The sequence below is a fragment of the Planctomycetota bacterium genome (assembly GCA_035384565.1).
Classification (GTDB): Bacteria; Planctomycetota; PUPC01; order DSUN01; family DSUN01; genus DAOOIT01.
The window spans coordinates 29,518-54,571 of record DAOOIT010000023.1; the positions used below are offsets into that span (position 1 = coordinate 29,518).

Annotated in this window: 16 protein-coding genes; 10 read left to right on the forward strand and 6 right to left on the reverse strand. The window is 69.5% G+C overall.

Annotated features, from left to right (window positions below; genetic code table 11):
* Positions 1-282: 282 nt before the first annotated feature.
* The 3 genes from PLE19_10400 (at position 283) to PLE19_10410 (ending at position 3,498) form a co-directional block, all read left to right on the forward strand.
* Positions 283-1,182 (forward strand): hypothetical protein, encoded by a 900-nt coding sequence (locus PLE19_10400; GenBank protein ID HPD15353.1) that lies wholly within the window; start codon positions 283-285, stop codon positions 1,180-1,182.
* A gap of 134 nt (positions 1,183-1,316) precedes the next feature.
* On the forward strand, positions 1,317-2,132 hold the full coding sequence (locus tag PLE19_10405) for a sugar phosphate isomerase/epimerase family protein (GenBank protein ID HPD15354.1): 816 nt from the start codon (positions 1,317-1,319) through the stop codon (positions 2,130-2,132).
* A 7-nt stretch (positions 2,133-2,139) separates the two neighbouring features.
* Positions 2,140-3,498 (forward strand): DNA methyltransferase, encoded by a 1,359-nt coding sequence (locus PLE19_10410; GenBank protein HPD15355.1) that lies wholly within the window; start codon positions 2,140-2,142, stop codon positions 3,496-3,498.
* A 233-nt stretch (positions 3,499-3,731) separates the two neighbouring features.
* On the opposite strand, the gene mfd is transcribed toward PLE19_10410, so the two are convergent.
* Together mfd and PLE19_10420 are read right to left on the reverse strand one after the other, a co-directional pair.
* Positions 3,732-6,962: a transcription-repair coupling factor gene (gene mfd / locus PLE19_10415; protein ID HPD15356.1), complete on the reverse strand. Its 3,231-nt coding sequence runs from the start codon at positions 6,960-6,962 to the stop codon at positions 3,732-3,734.
* A 283-nt stretch (positions 6,963-7,245) separates the two neighbouring features.
* A complete protein-coding gene (locus tag PLE19_10420; protein HPD15357.1) occupies positions 7,246-7,470 on the reverse strand; it encodes a hypothetical protein in 225 nt (74 codons plus the stop codon).
* Between the two features lie 301 nt (positions 7,471-7,771).
* Between PLE19_10420 and PLE19_10425 the strand changes: the two genes are divergently transcribed.
* Positions 7,772-10,591 carry a hypothetical protein gene (locus tag PLE19_10425; protein HPD15358.1) on the forward strand — a complete coding sequence of 940 codons (2,820 nt, stop codon included), beginning with the start codon at positions 7,772-7,774 and terminating at the stop codon, positions 10,589-10,591.
* 56 nt (positions 10,592-10,647) lie between these two features.
* Here PLE19_10425 and PLE19_10430 read toward each other — a convergent pair whose 3' ends face one another.
* On the reverse strand, positions 10,648-11,043 hold the full coding sequence (locus PLE19_10430; GenBank protein ID HPD15359.1) for a hypothetical protein: 396 nt from the start codon (positions 11,041-11,043) through the stop codon (positions 10,648-10,650).
* 200 nt (positions 11,044-11,243) lie between these two features.
* Between PLE19_10430 and PLE19_10435 the strand changes: the two genes are divergently transcribed.
* From PLE19_10435 to PLE19_10450, 4 genes are all read left to right on the forward strand, one after another.
* Positions 11,244-12,308: a Gfo/Idh/MocA family oxidoreductase gene (locus PLE19_10435; protein HPD15360.1), complete on the forward strand. Its 1,065-nt coding sequence runs from the start codon at positions 11,244-11,246 to the stop codon at positions 12,306-12,308.
* On the forward strand, positions 12,305-13,108 hold the full coding sequence (locus tag PLE19_10440; protein HPD15361.1) for a PIG-L family deacetylase: 804 nt from the start codon (positions 12,305-12,307) through the stop codon (positions 13,106-13,108). Before PLE19_10435 ends, PLE19_10440 begins: the two co-directional genes overlap by 4 nt.
* Positions 13,109-13,220: 112 nt before the next feature.
* Positions 13,221-16,220 carry a glycoside hydrolase family 20 zincin-like fold domain-containing protein gene (locus PLE19_10445; protein ID HPD15362.1) on the forward strand — a complete coding sequence of 1,000 codons (3,000 nt, stop codon included), beginning with the start codon at positions 13,221-13,223 and terminating at the stop codon, positions 16,218-16,220.
* Positions 16,221-16,231: 11 nt separating this feature from the next.
* A complete protein-coding gene (locus PLE19_10450) occupies positions 16,232-18,895 on the forward strand; it encodes a hypothetical protein (protein ID HPD15363.1) in 2,664 nt (887 codons plus the stop codon).
* On the opposite strand, the gene PLE19_10455 is transcribed toward PLE19_10450, so the two are convergent.
* Complete coding sequence (locus tag PLE19_10455) at positions 18,864-19,541, reverse strand: hypothetical protein (protein ID HPD15364.1); 678 nt, start codon at positions 19,539-19,541, stop codon at positions 18,864-18,866. The genes PLE19_10450 and PLE19_10455 overlap by 32 nt on opposite strands.
* A 225-nt stretch (positions 19,542-19,766) precedes the next feature.
* On the opposite strand from PLE19_10455, the gene PLE19_10460 reads away from it, so the two are divergent.
* Together PLE19_10460 and PLE19_10465 are read left to right on the forward strand one after the other, a co-directional pair.
* On the forward strand, positions 19,767-21,122 hold the full coding sequence (locus tag PLE19_10460; protein ID HPD15365.1) for a sulfatase-like hydrolase/transferase: 1,356 nt from the start codon (positions 19,767-19,769) through the stop codon (positions 21,120-21,122).
* Between the two features lie 836 nt (positions 21,123-21,958).
* Positions 21,959-22,642 carry a peptidylprolyl isomerase gene (locus tag PLE19_10465; protein ID HPD15366.1) on the forward strand — a complete coding sequence of 228 codons (684 nt, stop codon included), beginning with the start codon at positions 21,959-21,961 and terminating at the stop codon, positions 22,640-22,642.
* Between the two features lies 1 nt (position 22,643).
* Here PLE19_10465 and PLE19_10470 read toward each other — a convergent pair whose 3' ends face one another.
* A complete protein-coding gene (locus PLE19_10470) occupies positions 22,644-23,699 on the reverse strand; it encodes a WYL domain-containing protein (protein HPD15367.1) in 1,056 nt (351 codons plus the stop codon).
* Positions 23,700-24,731: a Gfo/Idh/MocA family oxidoreductase gene (locus PLE19_10475; GenBank protein ID HPD15368.1), complete on the reverse strand. Its 1,032-nt coding sequence runs from the start codon at positions 24,729-24,731 to the stop codon at positions 23,700-23,702.
* Between the last annotated feature and the right edge of the window lie 323 nt (positions 24,732-25,054).

The window sequence follows — 25,054 nt, forward strand, 5'->3', positions numbered from 1 at the left end:
TCCCGAGGGGACCGCCGCTGAAGCGTCGGGCTCTCCCCGGGCATCTGGGCGCCGGCGTCGCGGCGCTCGCCCTCGCCTACGTCAAGCGGCCGTCCATGAACTGTACGACCCAGAGAAGGACCCCACCGAGCTCGGGAATGTGGCCGAGCGGGCCGAGCCCCCGTATTGGTCTTGTCAACACGGCGCGAAGCTGCTATCATTTGGGTCATGCGGCTGTCACATCGCACACGGCTGGGCTGGCATCGTTTCCTGTTGGGCTGCGCCGTGCTGGGGGCAGTGGCCGTGTCGCACACCGCGGCGGGCGAGGCCGAGCCGGACGCCACAGCCAGAGTCCTCGTGCCCGGCCTCGACCTCGAAATCGTGGCCACAACGGCTCTGCGCTTCACCCCCGACCACACCCGCACCTATGCGGCGCGCCTGGCCGACGCCGCCCGCCAGCTCTTCGATTCCGGCGGCAGCACTCCCCCCGGCAACCCCGAGCCCACCTATCGCGTTCTGGTCGAACACGCGGGCACCATCGAGCTCGGCAGCACGCCCTACGTCCTGGCCACGCGCGGCCGCGTGTTCCGCGAAGGCGAATTCAGCGGTGGCGAAGAGCGCCGCTGGTTCCTGCGCGTCAAGCGCGACTGCGTGGTGCGCTTCAGCGTCATGCGCCGCTCCGGCGACGCCTTCGTGGTGCCGATCCAGGCCGTTCTCAAGGAGCCGCCTACCCCCGACGAGGAGGCCTACGGCGGCGTCGAGATCGCCGCCGCCGTGCGCACGGCCTCCGACGCCAAGCCCTGGTGCCCCCTCACGCGCGACGAGGCCAGGGCCAAAGCCCTCGCCGCCCTCGTGCCCCCGGCCCAGAGGCTCCAACTCCAGATCGCCCGCCAACTGGTCGAGGTCCGCACCACCCGCCTCGTGCCGCCTACGAGCCCCTCAGGCAACGCCGCTGCCCAGTGGGCGCTCCTGCCTGCCGAAGTCACCCTCGCCAATCTCGCGCCCTGGGTGCTCCTCCACGCCAGAGTCAGGACCCCGGCCAAGAGCCCGCGCGGACGCGGCCTCTATGCCGTCGAGGCCGACCTCTCGGGCGCCGTACCTCCCGGCAAGGACAAGCTGGTTCACGGACGGGCCTCCGAGGTCCCCCGCGACGAGTCCCCGCCCCCCCAGGAGATCACCGAGCTTCGCTGGGCGCTCAAGTAGCACACAAGACCCGTGCCAACGGACACTACGGACAAGATGGACGGTACGGCCTGCCCCGCAATGCGCCCACGCGTGGTTGAGTCCACGGTGTCTATCGTATCCATTCTGTCCGTCATGCCCCTGAGGAGCCCGTCATGCCTGCCACCGTCGTCGCCACGCAGCTCTACGGTTGGACACAGCCCGAGAACTTCCCCAACCGCCCGCCGCTCATGGAGCGGCTTGACGAGGCGTTCGCCGCCATCAAGCGTGCCGGCATAGACAACGTGGAGGGCGACACGGCCATGGCCGCCGACCCGCGCTTCACCGCCGCCCTCGAGCGCCACAAGCTCGGCTTCCCGGCTTCCTACAGCGGCGGCACCTTCCACATCGAGGACGAAGCCCCCAAGTCCATCGCCGCCATGGTTGCCAATGCCAGGGTGGCGAAGGAGCTCGGCGTGCGCGTCATCAACTGCAACCCCGCCGTCAAACCTGGCGGCGCCGAGAAGACCGACGAGGAACTCGCCACCCAGGCCAAGTGGCTCGACGCTTGCGGCGACGAGCTCCGCGCCCTCGGCATCCGCTTCGCCCTGCACAACCACTCGCCCGAAATGCGCTCCGCCGCACGCGAAGTGCATTCGTGGATGAGCGGCACCGACCCTGCGAACGTCTGGTTCAACGCCGACGTCGAATGGATCCGCCACGGCGGCGGCGACCCCGTGGCCCTGCTCGAGGTCTACGGCCGCCGCACCGCCTCGCTCCACGTGCGCGATGCGATCGGCACCACCTGGGTGCAGGCCCTCGGAGAGGGCGACATAGACTTTCCCGCCATCGCGGCCGTCCTTAAGCGCAAGGGATTCGCCGGTCCCATCTCCATCGAGCACGCCACGATGCAAGGGACCCAGATCACTCGTAGCTTTGAGGAGAATCACAGGATCAGCCGCGACTTCATCCGCCGCGTCTTCGGTGTGTGACCCACCGATGCGAAGGGACTTCAGCACCATCCAGCTCGACATCTCCTGGTCTTTCGCCGAGTGCACCGCGCGCGAGACGGGCTACATCACCCACGGCTACCACCGCTACCCGGCCAAGTTCATTCCGCAGGTAGCGGCGCGCCTCATCCGCGAGCACTCGGCGCCGGGCGACGTCGTGCTCGACCCCTTCATGGGTTCCGGCACCACGCTGGTCGAGGCCCTGGTGGCGGGCCGGCGGGCGCGCGGCTGCGACCTCAATCCCGCCGCCCTCATTGCCGCGCGTGCCAAGACCACGCCCATCGCGCCCGACCGCCTGCACGTCGCCCTCCGCCGCTTCGAGCAGCGCCTCGCCTGGCTGACCGAGGAGCGCCGCGGCCCCACCCTCTTCCCCCCACCCGAGCCCATCCTGCCCCTGAATCGGGAGCGCCTCGACTGGTGGTTCCCCCGCGGCCAACAGCGATCGCTCGGCACCATCCTGGCCCTCATCGAGGCCGAGGAGGACCCCGCCATCCGCGCCTTCCTGCGCTGCGCGTTTTCGCACACCCTCAAGACCGCCTCCTACTGGCTCATGAAGAGCAGCAAACCCACCCGCGACAGGGCTAAACTCGCCCTCGGCGTCCCCGACCCTGTGCGCCCACTGCTGCGCCACTTGCGGAAAATGCAGCGGGCCAACCTCGTCTTCTGGCACACCGTGCCCGATGCCCTCCGCTGCAGACCCCAGCGCGCCTGCGACCTGCGACTAGCCGACGCCCGCCGCCTGCCCTGGAGCGCCCGGAGCGTCGCCCTGGTGGTCACAAGCCCTCCGTACGTAACCTCTTACGAATACGCCGACCTGCACGAGCTGACCACCCTGTGGCTCGGCCACACCGTTGAAGAAGGCGGGCCCCGTCGTCGCGAGACCCGGGACAGGGACCTCCCGCCCGCAGTCCCTCCCCTCGTGAAGGCTGGCTTCATTGGCTCGGCTGCTGCGCGCAGCCGCGAGCGCGCCGAGGCCGATAGCCCGCTCGCCCGCGAGATCGTCGCCGCGCTGCGCCTGCGTAGCCTGGCCAAGGCCGAGGAGGTGCGCCAGTACTTCCTCGATATGCAGACCGCCTTCCGGCAGATGCGCCGCGTGCTCAGGCCAGGCGGCACCCTGTGCGACGTCATCGGCAACACCGCCCTCGATGGCGTGCCCATCCTCAACGCACAGGTCCACGTCGAACTCCTTGAACATCTTGGGCTTACGCTGGTGGATGTCGTCAAACGGGCTATCCCCGTCAAGACCCTGCCCCAGGTGCGCAACCCCCAGAGCGGCAAGTTCACCTCCGACAAGGGCTCTGCCGTCCACGCCTACCCCGAGGAGTTCATCCTCATCGCACGCAAGTGAACCCAAGAAACAGACCTCGCGGGGAAGCACGGACATAGATGGACGCCAACGGGCACCAGGGTCTGGCCGTACGCATCAGCGTCGGTATCTGTCCTCATCGGTCCATGTCGGTCTGTGGAACGCCTCTTCCGCGCCCACCCGAGGGAGCAACTCCCCTTGCCTGCGGGCGGTGCAGTATGTGGTCAATGCACGCAGTCTCTCTATGGGGCAGAGAGACCGCCGAGATTGCAGACCTACGCTGGGCCGCCGAACAGCCGTCGGAGCCAGGCGACGATGTCAAGGGGTTCGGTGAGGCCGACGGGGAGGATGACGTGCGCGGTGGTGTCGTCTAGCACGCGCACTTGGCGATTACCCAGCGAGGCGAACCGCTCGGCCAGCTTGGCGCGGTCGAGATACCGCACGAGCAGATAGCCCTTGCGCCGAGCAACACTGGTGATCTTGAACGGCTCGAGGTAGATGCGCAACTCGTGTCTTGCTAAAAGCTTGCGTACTGGCTCCGGGCAGGCGCCGTAACGGTCGGCCATCTCGTCGCCCACGGCGGCGAGCTCTTCCAGAGTGGCGGCGTGCGCGAGCTTGCGATAGATTTGCATGCGCTGCGCATCATCCGGGATATATTCTATTGGCAGATAGGCATTTAGGTCAATATCCACGTCCACTTCGACCCGTTCGACGACCGGCTCGTGGCGCAGTTCCTTCACGCTGGCCTCGAGGAGCTTGCAGTAGAGGTCGTAGCCAATGGCGGCGATGTGGCCGCTCTGTTCGACGCCGAGGATGTTTCCTGAGCCGCGTATCTCCAGGTCGCGCATGGCGATGCGGAAGCCGGCACCCAGTTCATCGAACTCCTCGATGGCCTTGAGACGATGCAGGGCGACCTGGGTTAGGGGCTTCTCGGGCGAGACAAGGAAGTAGGCATAGGCCCGGTGCTTGTAGCGGCCGACGCGTCCGCGCAGCTGGTGGAGCTCGGCCAAGCCGAACTGGTCGGCGTTGTTGACGAAGAGGGTGTTGGCGCGCGGGATGTCGAGCCCACTCTCGATGATGGTGGTGGAGACGAGCACGTCGGCCTCGCCGTTGACGAAACGGGTCATGTGCTCTTCGAGCTCGTGCTCGTTCATCTGGCCGTGGCCGATGATGAAGCGGGCCTCGGGGACGAGCGCCCGCAGGTGGTGGGCGACCTCCTCAATGTTGTAGACGCGATTGTGCACGAAGAAGACCTGGCCGTCACGCGCCATCTCGCGCAGGATCGCGTCGCGGATCAGGTCGGGGCTGGGGCGGCAGACGCGGGTGCGGATGGTGAGGCGGTCCTGGGGCGGGGTGTTGAGGGCCGAGATGTCGCGGATGCCGAGCAGGGCCATGTGCAGGGTCCGCGGGATCGGGGTAGCGGTCATGGTCAGAATGTCCACGGTGGCGCGGAGGCGCTTCAGCCGCTCCTTGTGCTCAACCCCGAAGCGCTGCTCCTCATCCACCACCACGAGGCCGAGGTCGCGAAAGCGCACGTCACCGGAGAGCAGGCGGTGGGTGCCGATGAGGATGTCTACGCCCCCTTCGGCCGCCCGGCGCAGCACCTCGCGCTGCTCGGCCGGGCTGCGGAAGCGGCTGAGGACCTCGACGACGACCGGATAGTCGGCGAACCGCTCGCGGAAGGTGCGGAAGTGCTGCTGGGCGAGCACTGTGGTGGGCACGAGCACGGCCACCTGCTTGCCGGCGGCCACGGCCTTGAAGGCGGCGCGCATGGCCAGCTCGGTCTTGCCGTAGCCCACGTCGCCGCACAGCAGGCGGTCCATGGGGCGCGGCTTCTCCATGTCGGCCTTGATTTCGTCGCTCGCCGTCAGTTGGTCGGGCGTCTCGGTGTAGGGGAAAGCGCGTTCGAACTCCGCCACCAGCGGGTCGTCGGGCGGGTACGGGATCCCGGGCATCTGCGACCGGATGGCTTGGACGTGGAGGAGGTCCTGCGCAAGGTCCCGGACCGCCTCGCGCACAGCGGCCTTGCGGGTCTCCCACTGGGTGCCGCCGAGCTTGGAGAGCGTGGGCCGCACGCGGAGCGAGCCGACATACTTCTGCACGAGGTCAATCTTGGTGGCGGGGACGTAGAGGAGCACGTTGTCGGCGAACTCAAGGGTGAGGAAGTCCTCGAGCTCGCCCCGGCGATTCAGGCGTTCCATGCCGCGGAAGCGCGCGATGCCGTGGCTCACGTGCACCACGGTGTCGCCGCGCTCGAGGTCGAGAAAGCTCTCGACGGGAGCCGTGGCCCGCCGGCCGGGCCGCCGGCGCTGGGCGTAGCGGTTGAAGATCTCGTGGTGGCCCACGCACGCGAAGCGCAGGTCGCGGAACTCGAAGCCGGCCGACAGGAAGCCCTCGCGGTACTCCAGCCGCTCTGGGCGCGGGAAGTCGGCGTCCTTGAGCAGTTCCTGGAGCCGCTCGCGCTCGCCGGCGTTGGCGCAGAAGATCGCCACGACATCGTTGGAACGCGTCAGGCGGTCCAGCTCTGCCACGATGCTGGCGAGCTGGCCGTCGAAGCCCTGAGTGGAATGAACGTCGAAGGTCTCTGCCCCCTCCTCAGCGCCCGTGTAGACGCTCTGAGTGTGCAGGATGGGCCGGCGCGAGAGGGCACTGTAGAGGGAGTCGAAGCCGAGCAGCTCTTCGCTCGCGCCGAGCTGCTCGGCCGCGCGCTCGGCCCGCTGCTGGACCTCCAGCGGCTCATGCACGCACACCCAGGCATCCGCGGGCAGGAAATCGGCCAGCGACCGCGCCGCGCCCTGAGTCGCCTGCACCACTTGCCGGCCGCTCAATGCCACCACCTCGCAGGACTCCAGCCGCGCGTCGGACCGCTGCGTCTCGATGTCGAAGGTCCGGATCGACTCCACCTCGTCGCCGAAGAACTCGATGCGGCAGGGCTTGGCCGTGGCCAGGGCGAAGAGATCGAGAATGCCGCCGCGGACGCTAAACTCGCCGGCCGTCTCGACCATGGGCACGCGCCGAAGGCCGCGCTCGACCAGCCACTCCGCGAGCGTTTCCAGTGTGTGGCGCTCCCCAACACGGATCGTCAGAGTGCTCCGCGCCACGGCCTCGGGCGACGGGACTGGCTGGAGCAGGGCCTGAACGGCGGCCACGACGATCCGGGGGGCAGGCTCGGGACCCGCCTTACACAGGCGGCGCAGGAGGCCGAGGCGCTGCGACTGCGCGAGGCCGGGGAAGGGGCTCTCGCCGGGCGCCGTCTCCCAGGCGGGGAACAGCGTGGGGAAGTCCGCGGTGAAGAGGCGTAGGTCCTCGGTCAGTTCCTCGGCCGCCTCGACCGACGGGGCAACGACCAGCAGCGGACGGCCGGCCTCGCGCGACAGGGCAGCCAGGAAGCAGGCGACAGAGGATCCCCATAACCCACCGGCCGCGCCCCCCCTGCCGGTAGCCAGGCGGCGGACCAGGCGACGCAGGCGCTCGTCGCCCTGAAGACGGGAAATCAGAGACGCCATCCCGTCCCAGTCATTCTTGTCCAGGGCACCCGACGGCGGGCGCGGTGTACGGCGAGCGACGCTGGCCGCCGCTCCTGGCCCGCGTGCGCGACGCACGGGGCGGGAAGTAGAGTGCCCGGCGCCGCGCCAGCGGCGTCGGGCACCCCGGTGTCGAGCCGAAATCGGTCGGTGGCCTGAGCCGACTCGCACCGTCTGGCTCTACTAGGCAACGCCGCCACGCGAACAGCCACAGCGCATCCCGGCGCCGGTGCCTGGCGGCACTGCCCGCAGCGAGGCGGCGAGATTACTTCTCTTCCGCCTTCTCTTCCTTCTTGACCTCTCCCTTTGCCTCTTCCTTCTTCTCTACCGGCGTAGCCGTGCTCGGCTCGGCCTTCTTGGCTGTGTCAATCGCCGGCTTGGTGGCCGGGGGCTTTGGCTTGGGGGGAGGCGGGGCCGCCTCTTCGCCGCACCCGACCAGTCCAGCGCCCATGAATGCTGCTGCCGCCGCCGCCAGAAGCCACTGTCTCATGGCTCCTCCTTTTCAACACAGAGGGACCCGTGGCTACCCCACTTGCCGACCGCGGCTGGCGCCTGCACGCGCCGCGCCGCCGAACCCAGGGCCGACACCTGCCGACGCCTGTGTTACACACCCTGTGATGCTAGCATCGTGGCCATCGCCTGTCAAGTGCAAAATGCTTTTTCCCAAGGCTGCGCAGGCGCCGGGCTCGGCACCGTGCTTGACTCGCCGCGCGTGCCCGGCGTATAATCCGACTTGGCTGGCGTCAAAGCAGTTCGTACTCACCCACCGAAGACTGGCGGCCCGCCGCGCGATGAAGAAGCTTCTTGCGTCCCTCGTGGTGCTGGCGGCACTCGCCGTAGGCGGCTGGTTCGCTGCCAGCTACCTCGGGTTCGCCTGGCTGCCGGGCACCGAGGGGCCGGCGGCGCGCGTCCTCCCGCGCGCGGAGTGGGAGCCCTACGGCTACCAGGTCCGCGAGGGGCCGCGCGCGCGGGCCTACAACCTGCCGGTCGTCGTGACACTGGCACCCGAGGGCGAGGCCACGGTGCGCGTGCTCCTCGATCTCCAGGACCCGCAGAACTACTACTTCGCCGAGCTGACACGCTCCCGCGTGCGCCTCTGCAAGGTCGAGAGCGGGCTGGAGTCCGAGTTGGGCGTCGCGCGCCCCTGCCGCCTCGCCGTCGGAGCCAACAAGGTCATCCTCAAGCGGCGCTACGACACTCTCGAGGTCGTGCTCAACGACGTGGTGGCCGCAGCGGCCGAGGACGAGTCGTTTCACGGCGGCAGCATCGGAGCCGGCGCGCGGGGCCCAGGCGCGACCCTCAAGGTGGGCACCCCACAGCCCTGCGACCCGATCTACTTCGCCGACGATTTCATGAAGGGCGCCACGGAGGGCGACGGCTGGAAGCCTGTGGCCGGCAGCTGGAACCTGGCCACGCTGCGCAACCCCAGCCTGTCGAGCAATGCCTTCTACTACGTCGGCTCGGCTTCCGGCGGAAAGCCGGCGGCAGCGGTCCGCGGGGAATGGTTCTGGGATAACTACCGCTTCCGCGCCGCCGCGTGCAGCGCGGGGCCGGGCGACGTGGGCCTGTACTTCTACTACCGCGATGCGGACAACTGCTATCTCTTCCGCTGGAACGCCGCGCGCCAGCCCGACGGCTCGGCCGGCCGCCGCCAGCTCCTCAAGCGCTGGCACGGCGAGGAGACAGTCCTGGCCCAGGCCCCCGGCGGCTACCAGCCGGGCGTGTGGTACGAACTCGAGACCGAGGTCACCGGCGCCCGCATCCGCACGTTCATTGACGGGCACGAGGTCTTCAGCGTCACGGACGGCGCGCTCTGCTTCGGCCAGGTAGGCCTGCACACCGCGGTCCAGGCGCCCGCCGAAGCGCACTTCGATGACACGCTGGTGCAGAGCGTGCGCGGGTTCGAAGATGATTTCTCGGTGCCCGCGCTGGGCCGCTGGCGGCCGCTGGGCGGCTCGTGGGAGCCGCGCTCGGAGGAGGGCCGCCACGCCTGCGTGGCCACGGCCGACGCGCCGGCCAAGGCCGTCGCCGGGAGCTCCCGTTGGCGCGACTACACACTCGAGGCGGGCGTGCGCCTGCCCCAGCAGATGGTGCCCGCCACCGAAGTGGGCGTGGTCAGCCGGTATCTGGACGAGACGAACTACGCGCTGTTCGCCTGGCAGCCGGCCGCCGGGGCCGTGCGCTTCGAGGCCACGGTAGACGGCAAGCGGGTGGCCCAGGAGCACGCCATCGCCCACAAGGCCACGGCGGGGACCCGCCACGTCCTCAGCGTCGAGTGGCGGGGCGCCGTGGCCACGGCACATCTCGACGGGCAACCCGTGGCCAGCGCCTGGGTGCCCGGCCTGCCGCGCGGGGCCGTGGGGCTCTACGCCGCCGAAGCCCAGCAGCCGAGGTTCGAGGCCGTGCGCGTCCGCTTCCCCCTCCCTCCCGAGCCCGTGCTCACCACCCACGAGATCTTCTCCCGGGAACTGACCATGGAGGTCTGGGCCGGCGCCGCCAACGACTGGGAGCCCGTCTCCGAGGCCCTCGATGGCGTGCCGTCCGAGGTCTACTGGCACCGGGCCGACTTCTTCGGCGACGCGACCATGGAGATTGACCTCAAGGGCGAGGCGGCCCGCGCGGCGGCCGAGGGCAAGCAGCCACGGGCCGTGCGCCTGGTGCTCTCGGCCGACTCGCCGAAGACGGCGCTCTCGGGCTACAGCTTCGTGCTCACGTGGCCCGATGCCGCCAAGGGCGAGACCGCCTACCGCGCGCTCCTCACCCGCAACGGAGCCGAGGCCGCCCAACGCACCGTAGCCTTCGAGGCACCCGTGCGCCGCCTGCGCTTCGAGCGCTTGGGCAACTACATCATGGCGTCGGTCAACGACGAGCCGCTCCTCGCCGCCAAGGACCCGCAGCCGTTGCCCGGCTGCCGGGCCGCCTTCGCCGCCCACAACCTGCCGATCCCGCGTCAGGACGTCGTGGTCTTCTCCGACACCGTGAAGGTCTACACCTTCAGCCGGGCCAGCAGCGACTGGCGCCCCGCCGCCGGCACCTGGGAGATCAGCAACCGCTGGGAGTGCGACCCGCGGTGGTCGTTCTTCTCCGGCGTGCCCGACGCCTCGTCGCTCGCCGCCATCTGGAACAAGAACGCCTTCGACGGCGACGTGAGCGTGGAGTTCGCCGTCGGCCCGAAGATGGACACCTCGAAGGGCGGCACGGCCTACAAGTACACCCGCGATTTCAATGTGACAATCTGCGCGGACGGGCAGGACCTGAGCAGCGGCTACAGCTTCCTCTACGGAGGCTGGGACAACAAGGAGACAGCGATCACACGCGGCAACACCGTGGTGGCCCGCTGCGACTCGGTGATCCCACGCTCCTCCGGCATTCACCGCCGCTGGTTCTACCTCAAGGCCGAGAAGCGCGGGAACACTCTCAACTTCTTTGTGGACGGCGTGCGGGTGCTCACCTACAAGGATCCCGACCCGCTCCCGGGGAATCGAGTCGGCATCTGGACGTGGGGCAACGGCATCATGGTGAGCCGCGTGCGCATCAGCGCGAGGGCGCTGGGGGGCACGGAGCCGCCGGGTGCCGCCTACGCCCCCTGCCGCACACTCTACACGCCGTGAGCGTGCTGCACCCTGTCTCGCGCGCGGGCTAGCGGGTCACCCGTCTCGGGCGCACCTCAGCTCACTTCGCGCCCAGGCCCTCCCTCGTCATCCACCAGCAGCAGCAGTTGCTCGGTCTTGATCCGATCCTCGGCCGACGACTTCACCACGAGCACACGGGCTGTGCCCTTTCGCAGCACGTCCAGGCTCGGCACCCGTATCCGGCTCTGGCACATGGGGCAGTAGAGCGTGTGGTTGGCGGTCTCCGCCTTCACCAGCATGCGATACTGGCACGTGCAGGCCAGCACATAGCGCTCGGTCTCACGATAGGCCTTCTCGTTGACGGCTTGCCCGCCGGGCGGCACGAGCATGGCGCCTCCGCACGCGGGACAGCGAATCTGGAACCCCGCCATCCGCTCCTCGGCCACCAGCCGCTGGCCACACCCGCACTGGAACTTGAACCGCTTGCCCATCTCATCTCTCCTTCCCCGCACAGGGAATCCTACCCCACCCGGGCCGCCGTGTCAACTCGGCGGCCGGACGCCCAAGCCCGGCCGCATTACGCACTTGATCCGCCGCCTGCGCCGGCGTACCATGCCGCCCATGCCGCGGCGGGACTCGGCGAACGTGGCCGGCCCACCGCGCACACTGCAACACGAGAGGAGCCATCTCTGTGGCCAAGGATCGCCTGAATGTGGCTGTCATCGGGCTCGGGATGGGGCGCCATCACCTCAAGGACTACCACGCGAACCCCCGGGCGCGCGCCGTCGCCCTCTGCGACGTGGACACGGCGCGCCTGGCCCAGTTCGCCGCCGAATGCCAGATTCCCCAGGATCGCTGCTTCACCGACCATCGGGCGATGCTGGCCCAGGCCAGGGCGCTGGAACTCGACGCCGCCAGCGTGGCCCTGCCCAACGCCTTCCACGCTCCCGTGACGATTGACTGCCTGCGGGCCGGCCTGCACGTGCTGTGCGAGAAGCCCATGGCCATGAACGTGGCGCAGGCCAAGGCCATGCTGGCGGCCGCGAAGAAGGCCCGCCGGCGGCTCATGATCAACTTCTCCTACCGCTTCATGCCCCAGACCCGCTCGCTGAAGAGCTTCGTAGACAGCGGGGCCATCGGCGACATCTACTACGGGCGCACAGCCTGGTATCGCCGCCGCGGCCTGCCCGGCTTCGGCGGCTGGTTCGGCCAGAAGAAGCTCTCGGGCGGCGGGCCGATCATTGACCTCGGCGTGCACCGCATTGACATGGCCATGTGGCTCATGGGCAGCCCCAAGCCCGTGTCGGTGTCGGCCAGCACCTATAACGTCATCGGCGCGCGCATTGCGAAGGAGCTCAAGAAAGAGTTCGACGTTGAGGATATCGGCGGCGCCCTGATCCGCTTCGACAGCGGGGCCACGCTCATCGCCGAGGCGAGCTGGGCCGGCTTCACCCAGAAGCGCGAGGAGATGATCACCCAGCTCCTCGGCACCAAGGGCGGCCTCCTGCACTCCAACGTCAACGAGACCTACGAGTTCGAGGCCCGCCTCTTCACCGAGCACGACGGCGCGCTGTGGGAGGCGAAGCTCCAGCAGGGCCTCGTCCCCTGCCCCACCGCCTACCAGGAGTTCGTGGAAGCCTGCCTCGAGGGCCGCGAAACCATCGCTCCGGGCGAGCACGGCCTGGCCGTCCAGCAGATACTCGACGCCATCTACAAGTCGGCCGCCACGGGCAAGGAGGTGCGAGTCAGCCAGTGAGTTCCAAGCCGACCCTCGTCGCGGTGGCGGCTCACGCCGATGATGCCGAACTCAACGCCGGCGGCGCCCTGGCCAAGTGGTCCGACCAGGGCGGCGCCATCCACATTCTCATGGCCACCGACAACTGCTCGGGCTCGATCATTCCGCCGAACGGAGATGAGGCCGCCGCGCGCCGCCTGCCCCCGGCCGAGACCATGGCCATCCGCCGCCGCGAGCAGGAGGCCGCCGCCGCGCTCCTGGGCGCGCAGGTCCATTACCTCGACTATCCTCAGCGCCACTACTGGGACGGCCATCGGGCCGTCAGCATCGGCTATGGCCATGTCCCAGCCCCCGTCTCCGCCACCCTGTCTGCCACCCCGCACTCCGCAACCCGCGGCCCGCAGTTGCCCCCCCTCATCATCGCGTTCCAGCAGCCCGAGCACGTCGCGCGCCTGGCCGACCTCCTCGCGGCGCTCGAGCCCGACCTCGTGCTCACGCAGACCCCGCTCGACCTCGACCCCGAGCACCATGCGGTGGCCTCGATGGTCTGGCAGGCGTTCCAGCGCCGCAAGGCCGACCTGGCGCACGCGACGCTGCGTTTCTGGACCCCTGGCAGTTCGTGCCAGGGCGGGCTCCTCGACCCCGGTTACGACTGGATCGAAGACATCTCCGAGCACTACGAGCGCAAGCTCGCCCTCTGCCGCTGCCACGCCAGCCAGATGACGGCCCTGCGGCTGGACATGGTGGCCCGGCGCGCTGCCCAGTGGGGGCGCCGAATCGGTGTCCGTTATGCTGAACCCTTCAAGTCGGCCACTCTCTGAGCGAGCGGCATGGGCGTCCTGCCGCCTCCTCGGGGCCCTTGCCCTCGCCTGCGCCCTTGGAGGCTGCAAGAGGGACTCCGAGGCCGAGGGCCGTGACCCAGCCCACTGCGTCGTGCCTGCCCCACGCCAGTTCGAACTGAGCGGCGAACAGCCGCTCGGACCCGCCGTGCTCGTGGTGCCCGGCACGCCATCGGACCTCGTGCTCTCGGCTGCCGAGGAGATCAACCTGCGGCTTCGCGAACTCGGCCACCCGCCCCTGCGCGTGGTGTCGGCCGGGTCGCCGGACGAGGCGGCCTTCGCCGGCCGCCGCATCGAGCTGGCCATCGCCCCGGGAGCCGCCCAGGGGCGCCCGCAGGGGTACGCCATTGACAGCACCGGTCCCACGCGCGTGCGTCTTGTGGGGCGGGACGCGCAGGGCCTGCTCTGGGCAGCCGTGACCCTGCGCCGTTTGCTCCAGGCGGATCCCGGGGGCCGCCCCACCCTCACGTCAGCGATCGTGAACGACTGGCCCGACTTCCCCCTCCGGATGGTCAACCCGCTGACCCGATACCCCAGGGAGCGGACTGAGGCGGGCCTCCTCGATGCCCTCCGGCGCCGGCCCGACGAGCCCGGCCGCTACGCCGACGCCTACGCGCACGAGACCAAGGCGGCCCTGGACTTCCTGGTGCGCCTGAAGCTGAACCTCGCGTGGCTGCCGCTGGGAGGCGTGCCGCACACGCTCGACGCGCTGGAGGCCGCTGCCGGGACCCGTGAGAAGGCAGAGCTTTTCCTGGCCGCCTTGCGTCGCGTAACCGACTACGCCCGGGCGCGCGGCGTCACGGTCTGCGAGGCCGTGCCCTGCGACGTGGGCGTCTCGCCCGCCGACGACACGGACCCCGAAGTCTCGCGTTGCGCGCGGCACCACACCACGAGGCGATACTACTGCTGGAGCCTCGATGACCGCATCCGCCGGCGAGCTGAGCAGGCCGCGCGTCTGCTCGGCCAGGCGGGCTACGGCCTGGTCCTGCTGCAACTGCCTGACACGCGCTACGCCGATGCGAACCTGTGGGAGCGCCGTTGCCAGGCGTGCCGGACGCGCTGGGGCGAGGACCGCGCCACCGCCGATGCCCACCTGCTCAACCTGTGGCACCGCGTCTTCCGGCAGCACGCGCCGGCAGTATCCCTGCTCGCGGTCCCCTCTCCAGCCGACCCGGGCATCCTGCTCCACCCGGACCACCCGACGCATGATCGCCTGCGGGCCTACTGGGCCTCGCTGCATGAACACCTCGACGCGCCGCAGAGCTTCGCCGTGGCGGTGCGCGAGAGCGCGCAACCTGCTATCGAGGCGTTCTCGCGCCTCGTCAAGCCGCGCCCCCTCTATGTGCTATGGAACACCGACTCCACGGCGGGCGATGATGCGTGGTGCCCGCTCTTCTCGAGCCGGGCCCGCCACGCCGTGACGTTCGCACGGGCAGGCCGTATGGCTGGCGTGCTGGCCACCTCGACGTCGTGCTCGCTCCTTGCGGCAGCCGCCGGCGCCCAGTACCTGTGGAATGCGGATTCGCCCGGAGCGGAGCCGTGGGCGGGGGATCTGAACGTCGAGCGTGATGGCTCGGAGCCTGCGGCGTTCTTCGGCGCGGCGCTGCCGCCGCTGCTGGCCGCGGCCTATGGCGACAAGGCGGGCCCCGCGCTCGCCGAGGTGTTCCTCGGGTGCGTTAGCCCATCGTACTGCGCCCTGCCCGGCGACGTCGCGCGCCTGGCCGAAACGGCCAACTCGGCGTCCCGGATGCGGCAGCAGTATGCTGCTCTGGTGCGCGCCAGCGCCAGCCTCGAGCGCGTCTGGCAGCGGTTCGAGACGGGCGAGCGACAGCTCATCTACACCGACGCCGCGCCCTCCTTCTACGGCCTGACGGAGCAGGTCGCCCACGCGCGGGTGTGGGCGAGCTACCATTCGGTGCACCTCGGGGTCGCCGAGGCCCTTCGAGCCGGCCGTTCCCGGCGCGCCATCGCGGCGGAACTCAGCGACGCGATCCCGCGCGTCGCGGCCGACGCGGCGACGGGGAGGCGGCTGGTGGCCCGCGTGGCCGCTCGCCCGAGGGCCGGGGCCGCCGAGCCGAGCCATTGGGTGGCCCGCTCGTTGCGCGCGCTCGACAGTTCCGAGGCCGAGGCGGCCCTGGTGGGGCGGCTCGAGCGGCTGCTCAAGCTGGTCCGCGGCGCCTCGGTCGAGCTTCGCGAGCCGCTCGCCGCCGCCCCGGAGGCGCTGCCGTTGCTCCCCGAGGCGGCGGAGGCCCTCACGCTCCGTGGCAAGGGCGCCGCTCACCTGAGTCTCGTGCACTACCCCACGCAGGGCGGCGGCGGCAGCGCCATCCAGATCGAGGGCTTCACACAGCCCTGGCAGGATGGAGCCGCGGTGGGCTTCCCGGCGGCGGACGTGACGCGCTACGCGGGCGCCGCAAGCGCCCTGCGCTTCTACATCAACGGCGGCGGCGCGGGGGGCCAGCAGCTCACCTTCTGGCTCTACGCGCGCGGCGCCGGCGGCGACCCCGCGCCGTCCGACGCCAAGTGGCCCTACGTTTCGCTGGCCGACTATGTGGCCGTTGACGACCTCGAGGCCACCTGGCAGCTCGTGAGCATTCCCCTCGACCGCCTCTTGCCCAGAGGCTATACCCAGGTGACGGGCTTCGGGCTGAACAACGCCACGTACGGCGAGGTGTGCGGCCCGGTGTGGATTGACACGATGTATGTCGCGCCCGACGCCAAACCCGTCGAGGTCGAGGTGCCCGTGCAGGAACCGCCGGCTCAGCCGCCGGCCACGGAGGCGCGCGTCCTCGCCGTCGGTGTGCAGCCGACCACGGCCATGGCAGCCGACGGCCCGGTCAGCCGCCTGATGCTCGCCCTCAAGGTCGTGGGCAACGGCGCCCTCTCGAACGTCCGGATTGTCCTCCGCGTGATCGATCCGGACGGCGCGGAGTTGCTCACGCGCGAGGCCGCTGTGGCCGAGCGGATGCGCACGCCCTGGTGGTCGCCCTCGATCCGATGCCATCTCCCGCGTCTGGTGCCGAAGTGCCGGCTCGAGATGACCCTGGCGAGCGACGAGGTCCGCGGCACGGGCGCGGTGGAAATCACCTGGTAGGAGAGGCATCCGTGGGGTCTGCCGGTTGCGGGCGCCGTCTCGCCTTGCCCCTGCTCCTCGCTTTCGCGGCCGGCGGCGTTCGCGCGGCCGAGCCCGCCTGGCGGGCCACGGGCTGGGGCGGCGGCGGCTTCTTCTGGTCGTGCGCCTTCCATCCCACCCGCGACGGGGTGATCTACCTGGGGGGCGACGTGGGCGGCGCCTACAAGAGCGAGGACAAGGGCAAACACTGGCGCTTCATCAACCGCGGCCTCGCCGACTATGCAGTCTATGCCCTCGCGGCCAGCAAGGCCAGCCCCGACACGGTCTATGCGGGCACGGTCAGCGGCCTGTGCAAGAGCGCCGACGCGGGCGAGCACTGGGAGTTCCTCGATGAGACGGCCAAGGGCAAGCTCGACCTGTCGGTCGAGCGCGCCTCCAGCGTGCGCCCCATCGCGGCCGACCCGGCGAACGGCAGCATCGTCTACGCTGGCAGCCGGCACGGCAAGCTCTACAAGTCGGAGGACGGCGGCAAGTCGTGGCGGAGACTCGACTACCTCCAGGCATTCGCCGGCCAGCAGCGGACGACCGCGCCTCCGGCCTTCCGGGGCACGGGCTGCCTCGCCCTCACCTTCGAGAGCGAGGCCGGCGACTGGGACCGCAACGGGCGGGTGGAGAGGGGCTTCTTCCCCAAGGTGCTGGATGCCTCAGCGTACGCGCGAGCCGCGGCGCGGTTCTTCGTGCCCGCTGGCGCGCCGAGGCTCCAGGCCCAACTCGTGGTGCAGAGCGGCCCGAAGTGGCTGTGGCAGCAAGGCCCCTTCACCGATGCCAAGCCGGGAGAATGGGCGGAAGTCGCCCTCGACCTGGCCGGGCTGAAGGACCTGGCCGAGGTGCGGATCGTGTACTTCGTCGTCCGCTCGCCCGAACGCGGCTACAAGGGCGAGGTGTACCTCGATGCCTTCACGCTCCACCCCGCGGCCCAGGGCGGCAAGCCGCTCATCCTGGGCGACTGGGAGAAGCCGGGCGACACCGAAGGCTGGAATGCCAACCAGAAGATCAAGGACGCGCTGTTCGTCACCGAGGCGCGGCAGTCGGCCGACCTCGAGCGCAAGGAGAAGGGCGCCATCTCGTCCGTCGCGGTCGCGGCGAGCGATCCCAGGCTCCTGTTCATCACGAGCACCGAGTATGGCGTTCTACGGAGCGAGGACGGGGGCGCGACGTGGAAGCACCTCCCCACGCCCAGGAACGCGGCCTGCGTGGCGGTGGCGCCCAGCGACCCGAACACGGTGTATGCCGCCTTCCGGCAGGAGGGCGTTCGCCGCTCGGCCGACCGCGGCGCCACGTGGACCGTCGCCAATGCCGGCATCAAGCAGGGCTGCTCCATCCGCGAAGTCGCTGTGGACCCGCGCGATCCGAACGCCGTCTACTGCATCGGCGCGGCCAACTGGGAGGGCTACTTCTACCGCTCGACCGACGGGGGGAAGACCTGGGAGGAATCGCGAACCCTGAGGCGCGACTTCGATTCGGACCCCACGTGTCCCGAGGACTACGGCGGCCGCGCGACGGGCACCTGCCCGCTGAGCACGCCGAGCAACCTGGCCATCAACCCGCAACGCCCCGGCGAGCTGTTCATCGCGGCCAACTGGCGCAACGCCTTCAGCGCCGATGGTGGCAGGACGTGGGAGCAGCGCGACCGCGGCGCCGACATCACGTGCGCGACCGACCTCCGCTTCGTCGGCAGCAGGATCTACGTGACCGCGATGGACGAGGGCCTTCTCGCCAGCGAGGACAACGGCTCCACATGGCGCGTCCTGTGCCCCCTCAAGTACTCCACGGAGCTCAGCGGCCACCAATGGCGGGTCCACGTGTCGCCGAGCGCCGAGCGGATCGTCTCGACCTGCTCGCTGTGGGAGAAGCCGCTCAACTGCGCCGTGGTCAGTGACGATGGCGGTAGGACCTTCACCACCCACGCCGAGGGGCTACCCCCGCGCCGCCCCACGGCCAACACGATGTGGGGCGAGGGCTACGCCCGCGCCCTGGCCGCCGACCCCACCGACCCCAACGTGCTCTATCTGGGCATTGACGGCGACCCCGTGCCCGGCCAGAGCCAAGGCGGCGGGATCTTCAAGTCCACCGACGGAGGCCGCACCTGGGCGCCTCTGCCCGCGCAGCCGGGCAGCCGGCGGGTGTTCTACGGCCTGGCCGTGGACCCCACGAACCCGAGGCGCCTCTACTGGGGCGCGTGCGGCGCCGGCGGCGGGCTCTATCGGAGCGACGACGGGGGGGCGAGTTGGAGCCACGTGTTCAAGAACGAGGTCTGGGTCTTCAACGTGGCCGTGTCGCCCACGGGCGTGGTGTATTGCCCGGGCGCCAACCTCTGGCGCAGCGACGACCACGGCGCCACCTGGCGGAAGCTCACGAGCTTCGAGGGCTCCGTATCTATCGTCGGCCTCGAGATCAACCCGAAAGACGATCGGGTACTCTGGCTCTCGCGCGTCACCTGGGGCACGGGCGCGGTCGGCTCGGTACACGAGAGCCGCGACGGCGGCGCCACATGGAGCGACATCACGGGCGATCTGCCCTACGTCAAGCCCATCGTCCTGCGCTTCAATCCGGCCACGGACGAGCTATGGGCGGGCGGCGTCGGTCTGTTCAAAGCGTCCCGCCCTACGACCCCCAGACCTTCCTCAGCACCTTGAACATCTCGGGGTCGTGCTCGCGCACCTCGGGGCGCACGAAGGGGTAGAAGTCGTTGGTGCCGAAGTAGGCCTCGGACAACTCGGCGAAATACTCCTGGTCGTTGTTCAGCGCGTAGGCTCGCTTCCTGCCGCCCTGATAGTAGAGCACCGATTCGTACGACTTGCTCTCCACGGCCCGCTTGAACGCCGCCTTGATGTCAGGCTGATCGTAGCCGAGCACCTGATGGTGGTAGGCGTGGGCCAGTTCGTGCAGGACCATGTTCGGCTGGCACTCGGCCCAGTTGAGGAAGTTCGTCGGCCCGCCGATCTCGATGGACTTCTCTTTCTCCGGGTTGAAGCCGTTGTTCGCGAGCCAGCCGCGCGAGGGGTGGTAGCAGGCGCAGGCGACCTTGGGGTTCTCCTCGACCCAGATGCGCACCTGGCGCAGCTTCTCGACCGCGGGTGCGGGCACCACGCGCGCCACATCGTAGAGGCGCGCGGCCAGCAGCTTCAGCGTCTTCTCGCCCAGCTCCTTCTTCTCGTCGAGGAGCTTCTTGTGGACGAGCACGGTCCAGCCCTCGATGTTCTGGGCCGAGTAGTTCGCCGTGGGCTCGAAGGCGGGCTCTGCGGCCACAATCACGCACGCGGCGAGCAGCAGTGGGCTCATCGAGTTCCGTTTCCCCAAAGGCGTTGCCTCCCCATCCCACATTACCACATCCTCCGGCTGGATTGCAATCGGGGCTGAGCGCGGCTAGAATCGCCCTGCACGGCCGCCCTCCCGAACGCTCCAATTCGTTCGGGAGGGGAACGTTTCCGTGCCGGAAGCGGTCCCCACAACTGCCCTCCCGAAGGTATTGGGACCTTCGGGAGGGACGGCGGAAGGAGTCTCCAGATGGCAAAGCCACGCGCCGACAAGCCGAACGTGATCGTGTTCTTCACTGACCAGCAGCGGTGGGACGGTTCGGGCCTCTTCGGCAACCCGCTGGACCTGACGCCCAACTACGACCGCGTGGCCACCCAGGGCACTCACTGCCAGTTCGGCTTCACGTGCCAGCCGGTGTGCGCGCCGGCCCGGTCCGTGCTTCAGACCGGCCTCTACGCCACGGCCACCGGCACGTGGCGCAACGGTATTCCGCTGCGCCGCGGCCTGAGGACCCTCGCGCACCACTTCAACGACGCGGGCTACCACACGGGCTACATCGGCAAGTGGCACCTCGCGAGCCAGAGCGTCGTGCCGCCCGATGAGCGCGGCGGCTATCAGTACTGGCTGGGGGCCGACGTGCTGGAGTTCTGCTCCGACGCTTACGACTGCGTGATGTACGACGGCGACGGCCGCGAGGTGAAGCTGCCCGGCTACCGCGTGGACGCGCAGACCGACGCGGCCATCCGCTACGTGGACGCCCACCAGCACGAGCCTTTCTTCCTCTTCCTCTCGTACCTCGAGCCGCACTTCCAGAATCACCTGGACGACTATCCGCCGCCCGACGGCTATCGCGAGCGCTACACGGGCCGTTGGGTGCCCGCCGACCTCGCGGCCCTGGGCGGCTCCACCCACGCCCACCTGGGCGGCTACTGGGGCATGATCAAGCGCCTCGACGAGGCATTCGGCCGCCTGCTCGACGCCCTGAGGAGCCTGGGCCTGGCCGAGAACACCATCGTGCTCTTCACCAGCGATCACGGCTGCCACTTCAAGACGCGCAACAGCGAGTACAAGCGCTCGTGCCACGAGAGTTCGATCCGTATCCCGATGGCGCTCACCGGGCCCGGCTTCTTCGGCGGCGGGTGCCTCCGCCAACTTGTCAGCCTCGTGGATATGCCGCCGACGCTGCTCGACGCCGCGGGGATTCCTGTGCCCCGCGAGATGCAGGGCCGCTCGATCCTGCCGCTCACCAAAGGGGCGACTCAGGACTGGCCCGAGGAGGTGTTCGTCCAGATCAGCGAGGCCCAGGTGGCCCGCTGCGTACGCACCCGCCGCTGGAAGTACAGCGTCTCGGCCCCTGACAAGAAGGGCTGGACCGATTCCGCCTCCGACCGCTACGTCGAGGAGTTCCTCTACGACCTTCAGGCTGACCCGCACGAACTCGATAACCGCATCCACCTGGAATCGCACCGCAAGGTAGCTGATGTGATGCGCGCGCGCCTCGTCCGCCGCATGGTCGCGGCGGGCGAGGCGGCGCCCGTCATTGAGCCCGTGGCGGCCCGGGCCGGCGGCCAGAAGCGCGTGACTCCTGAGGAGGCCCGGCAGTAGCCGCCCGGCCATCAACCACCATTCCGCCCGCTATGTTGCTTTTCGGCAACATGGCATCATACTTGCTCAACTCAAGGGGGGAGGAATTGAGCAAGTATGGCGGGAATGGCCCCGGACGCCTGCGAATCGCCAAAGCGCCATACTCGCTCAACCCAACAGGCGAGGAAATTGAGCAAGTATGGAGTGGGCGGCCCCGGAGGCCCATGAATCGCCAATCCGCCAGATTGTATCCTCTCGACGACTGAGCACCGCTCTGAAGCTGAACTGTCAGACACGTCGGACTCGTCGGGCTCGTCAGACTCGTCGGACTTGTCGGACTTGCCTGCCGCGCCGGACAGGTGCAACTCGTGGGGGGCTCGCCTGTGCGGGGAACGGTGGCGCCTCTGACGGCGACGGCCAGTTCCGGCTTGCAAGCGCGTCGGGGCTGGGGTAGAATACCGTTGGCGAGGCGGCGCGCGCACCGCGAGCGCCGCCGGGGCCACCGCAACCGCGCGAGAGCGCGGGCGGCCGCGCGGCCTGGTCAGCCTGCCCGTCGCACGCCGCCAGGCCGGCCCGTATGAAAGGAGGTGATCCAGTGGACAGTTGCTGTAGTTTGAGGTGGCCGTCGACCTGATAGGTCGACGGGCCTATCAGGCCCGGCGGCCACAGCCTTCGAGCGGGCGCTCGCCTCGTGCGGGCGCCCGCTCATTTTGCGCGCCGACCGCTCGAGGCGGCGCTGCGGTTCTCCGCAAGCCCGCGGCCCACTGCGTCCCGCCCTTGTAGGCGCCGAGCGATTCTGCTAGAATGCGGGCGTCAGTGCTTCGAACCCCCAATGCCCAGTGGAAGGAGAAGCCCGGGTGACCCGTCGCGCCCTCGCCGCACTGGTGTGGTGGCTGCCGCTCGCATCGCTGGCCGCGGAGGCCCCGAAGGAAAAGGCTCCCCCCGAGACCCAACCGCCGAAGCACGAGAGGCTGGCTCCCGGCACCTACGCCCACCTGAGGACGGCGAAGGGCGAGATCGTGTTCCGCCTGCTGGACGACAAGGCGCCGAAGACGGTGGCGAACTTCGTGGAGCTGGCGAGGGGCGAGCGGCCGTGGAAGGCCGCGGACGGCCGCTGGGTGGCTAAGCCGTTCTACGACGGTCTGACGTTCCACCGCATCGAGAACGACGTGCTGAAGCTCATCCAAGGCGGGTGCCCGAAGGGCGACGGCACGGGCGGCCCGGGCTACAAGTTCGACGACGAGACCGATGAGACGCTCAGGTTCGACAGGCCCGGGGTGGTGGCGATGGCCAACTCGGGGCCGAACACAAACGGCAGCCAGTTCTTCATCACGCTCGCGCCGGCGCCGGCGTTGGACAAGCGGTTCACGATCTTCGGGGAGGTCGTGCGCGGCCTGGACGTGGCCGAGGCGATCAGCCAGATGCCCTCCGAGCCGAGGGGCTCTGGCGCCAACGTCACTCACGTGGCCAAGGAGCCGGTCGTCATCCAGGCGGTGACGATTGAGACGGTGAAAGACGAGGGCGCGCCGAAGGGCAAGTGATTCAGCTCTGGCCGGCTGGGGGCACCTCGCCCCCGGGCTCTGCAATCATGTCCACGGGCATCTGGGAGGCCTGGGCGTACGGCTGCGGCCCGCGGGCCACGGGCACGCCGTGCGCGCGAAGGACTCCCCTGGCCAGCTCGAGCACGAGGTCGCGCAGGGCGGGCGGATAGGCCACGGTCACCTGGTCCCCGAACTGCACGAGCCACCAGGCGAGTTCCTCGAGGTTCGCCACGCGTGCCCGGTAGAAGGCCGAGCCGTCGCTGAAGCCCTGGATGGTCTGCCCGGGGTGCGGCTTGCGCTCGCGCACGAGCCGCGCGGCGCGCGGCCCGAGGCGGATTCCTACCTCCTGGGGCTTGCCGCCGAAGACGTACCACACGCCGTCGAAGTAGCGCGCGAGCGAGAAGTCCTTCGGCGCGCTGAACCGCAGCGGGGTCGTCTCCACAGCGCCGATCCGCGAGACGCGGAACTTGCGCACCTCCTTGTGGGTGACCGAGAAGGCGACGAGGTACCAGGCGTGCTTGCGGAAGACCACGGCGTACGGGTCCACCTCGAGGCGGCGGAGGGTCTCGGTCGTCCGCCCCGAGTAGATGATGGCGATCCGCCGGTGCTCGGCCACAGCGGCGCTCACGGCGGCGAAGACCTCGCGGTTGAGGCCCGCCGCGGGGAGCGCCACATCGCTGCGCTGGCTGAGTTCCTCGGCCCATCGGCGCACCGTGGGCGGCAGGCAGGAGAGCAGTTTGGTCCGCGCGCTGTGCTGCACCTCTTCGGAGGCCAGCGCCCCTGTGAACACCTCCACGGGGAAGAGCAGCGCGAGCGCCTCCTGCGGCGTCAATTGCACCGAGGGCAGGAAGAACGACGGGGCGATGCGGTAGCCCGCGCGCGAGCGTTGCACGGGCACGCCGGCGTCCCGAAGCGCCCGCACGTCGTGGAAGACGCGCGTCTCCGACACGCCGAACCGCTCGGCCAGAGCGCGAGCCGTCCACCCGCTGCCCGACTGGAATAGCGTCACCATCTCCAGCAGGCGCGACACCCGCTGGCCCTTCTCCTGGGTGGCCACTCAGCGCGTCCTCACGACCCTCCCGGTCTTGACGGACCGCTCCTCCGCCAGGCACACGGCGAGCGCGTCGCGCGCGTCGTGCGGGGTCACGATGTCGGACCCCCTCCCCTTCGCCACGCAGTCCACGAAGTGCTTCAGCTCGGCCACGTAGCCGTCGTCCTTGGGCAGCTTGGGGGTGATGGACTTGCCTTGGAGCGGGTGCACGGTGAGCGGCTTGCCGCTGCGGCAGTCCATCTCCACTGTGGCCTTCTCCAGCGTGACGCAGAAGCCGTGGGTGAAGCCGAAGCCGGGCGCCAGCGCCCAGGTGCCCTCGGCCACCACGTGCGGGCCGTGGGGGTAGATGTAGTGGGTCACCACCGCGTCCACGCCGCCCTTCGAGACCGCGCCCACCACGCCCGACGACGAGACGGCCTGCGGCACGCCGAAGACGTAGTTGACATAGTCGGTATCGTGGATATGCAGGTCCACCAGCGCGCTGCCGCTGCGTTTGGCGTCGAGCAGCCAGTTGTCCCAGCTCCAGGTGGGGGTGAGGCTCTTGCGCCAGAAGGTGGCGCTGAGCACCTTGCCGTACCTGCCGCTGGCGATGATCTGCTTGAGGACCTTGTAGTCGGGCCAGAAGCGGATGCAGTGGGCGATGAAGAGCTGCCGCTTGGCCGCCTTGGCCGCGGCGATCATCCGGTCACACTCGGCCAGCGACAGGCCCATCGGCTTCTCGCAGACCACGTGCTTGCCGGCCTCCAGCGCCGCCACGGCGTACTTCGCGTGCGAGAAGGTCGGCAGCGTGATATCCACCAGGTCCACCTCGGGGTCCTTGAACAGCTCGGCCGGCGGCGAGTAGAGCTTGAGGCCGGAGAGGTCCACCTGGGCCGCCCGCTTATCCGCGATGTTCCCGCCGATCGTGCTCCAGTCGCCCGCCAGCTTCTTCGGGTCGTGGTCGGCCAGTGCCACCACCTTGCAGCGCTTGTAGGCGTTGTAGGTGTTGAAGTGCATCTTGCCCATGAACCCCACGCCCACGATGCCGACCTTGACCATCGCTTCACTCCTTTCGACCAACGCGAGGCACACTCCGACACGCGCGCACTGCATTCTACTCGCCGCGTGCCCCGCGTCAACTGGCAACCGGGCGCATTCCGAGCGGAGACCCTCACGCGGAAGATTGCGGGAAAGACCGGAGCGCGCCTTGGCGGGCCGGTGCGAGTTGTCGGACGTGTTCGACTTGTCCGACGTGTCAGACGTCTCCGACTCGTCGGTCGCCTCGTTCGGGCCGGCTGCCTGCCGTTTGCTCTCAGGGCCGCCTTGTGCTAGACTCCCGCCCAATCTCAGCGAGAATCAGCCCCTTGCGAGGTGAGGCCCGA

Coding starts and splice junctions, on each gene's coding strand:
- PLE19_10405 (HPD15354.1), top strand. CDS start 1,317: ATGCCTGCCACCGTCGTCGCCACGCAGCTCTACGGTTGGACACAGCCC.
- PLE19_10410 (HPD15355.1), top strand. CDS start 2,140: ATGCGAAGGGACTTCAGCACCATCCAGCTCGACATCTCCTGGTCTTTC.
- mfd (HPD15356.1), bottom strand. CDS start 6,962: ATGGCGTCTCTGATTTCCCGTCTTCAGGGCGACGAGCGCCTGCGTCGC.
- PLE19_10420 (HPD15357.1), bottom strand. CDS start 7,470: ATGAGACAGTGGCTTCTGGCGGCGGCGGCAGCAGCATTCATGGGCGCT.
- PLE19_10425 (HPD15358.1), top strand. CDS start 7,772: ATGAAGAAGCTTCTTGCGTCCCTCGTGGTGCTGGCGGCACTCGCCGTA.
- PLE19_10430 (HPD15359.1), bottom strand. CDS start 11,043: ATGGGCAAGCGGTTCAAGTTCCAGTGCGGGTGTGGCCAGCGGCTGGTG.
- PLE19_10455 (HPD15364.1), bottom strand. CDS start 19,541: ATGAGCCCACTGCTGCTCGCCGCGTGCGTGATTGTGGCCGCAGAGCCC.
- PLE19_10460 (HPD15365.1), top strand. CDS start 19,767: ATGGCAAAGCCACGCGCCGACAAGCCGAACGTGATCGTGTTCTTCACT.
- PLE19_10475 (HPD15368.1), bottom strand. CDS start 24,731: ATGGTCAAGGTCGGCATCGTGGGCGTGGGGTTCATGGGCAAGATGCAC.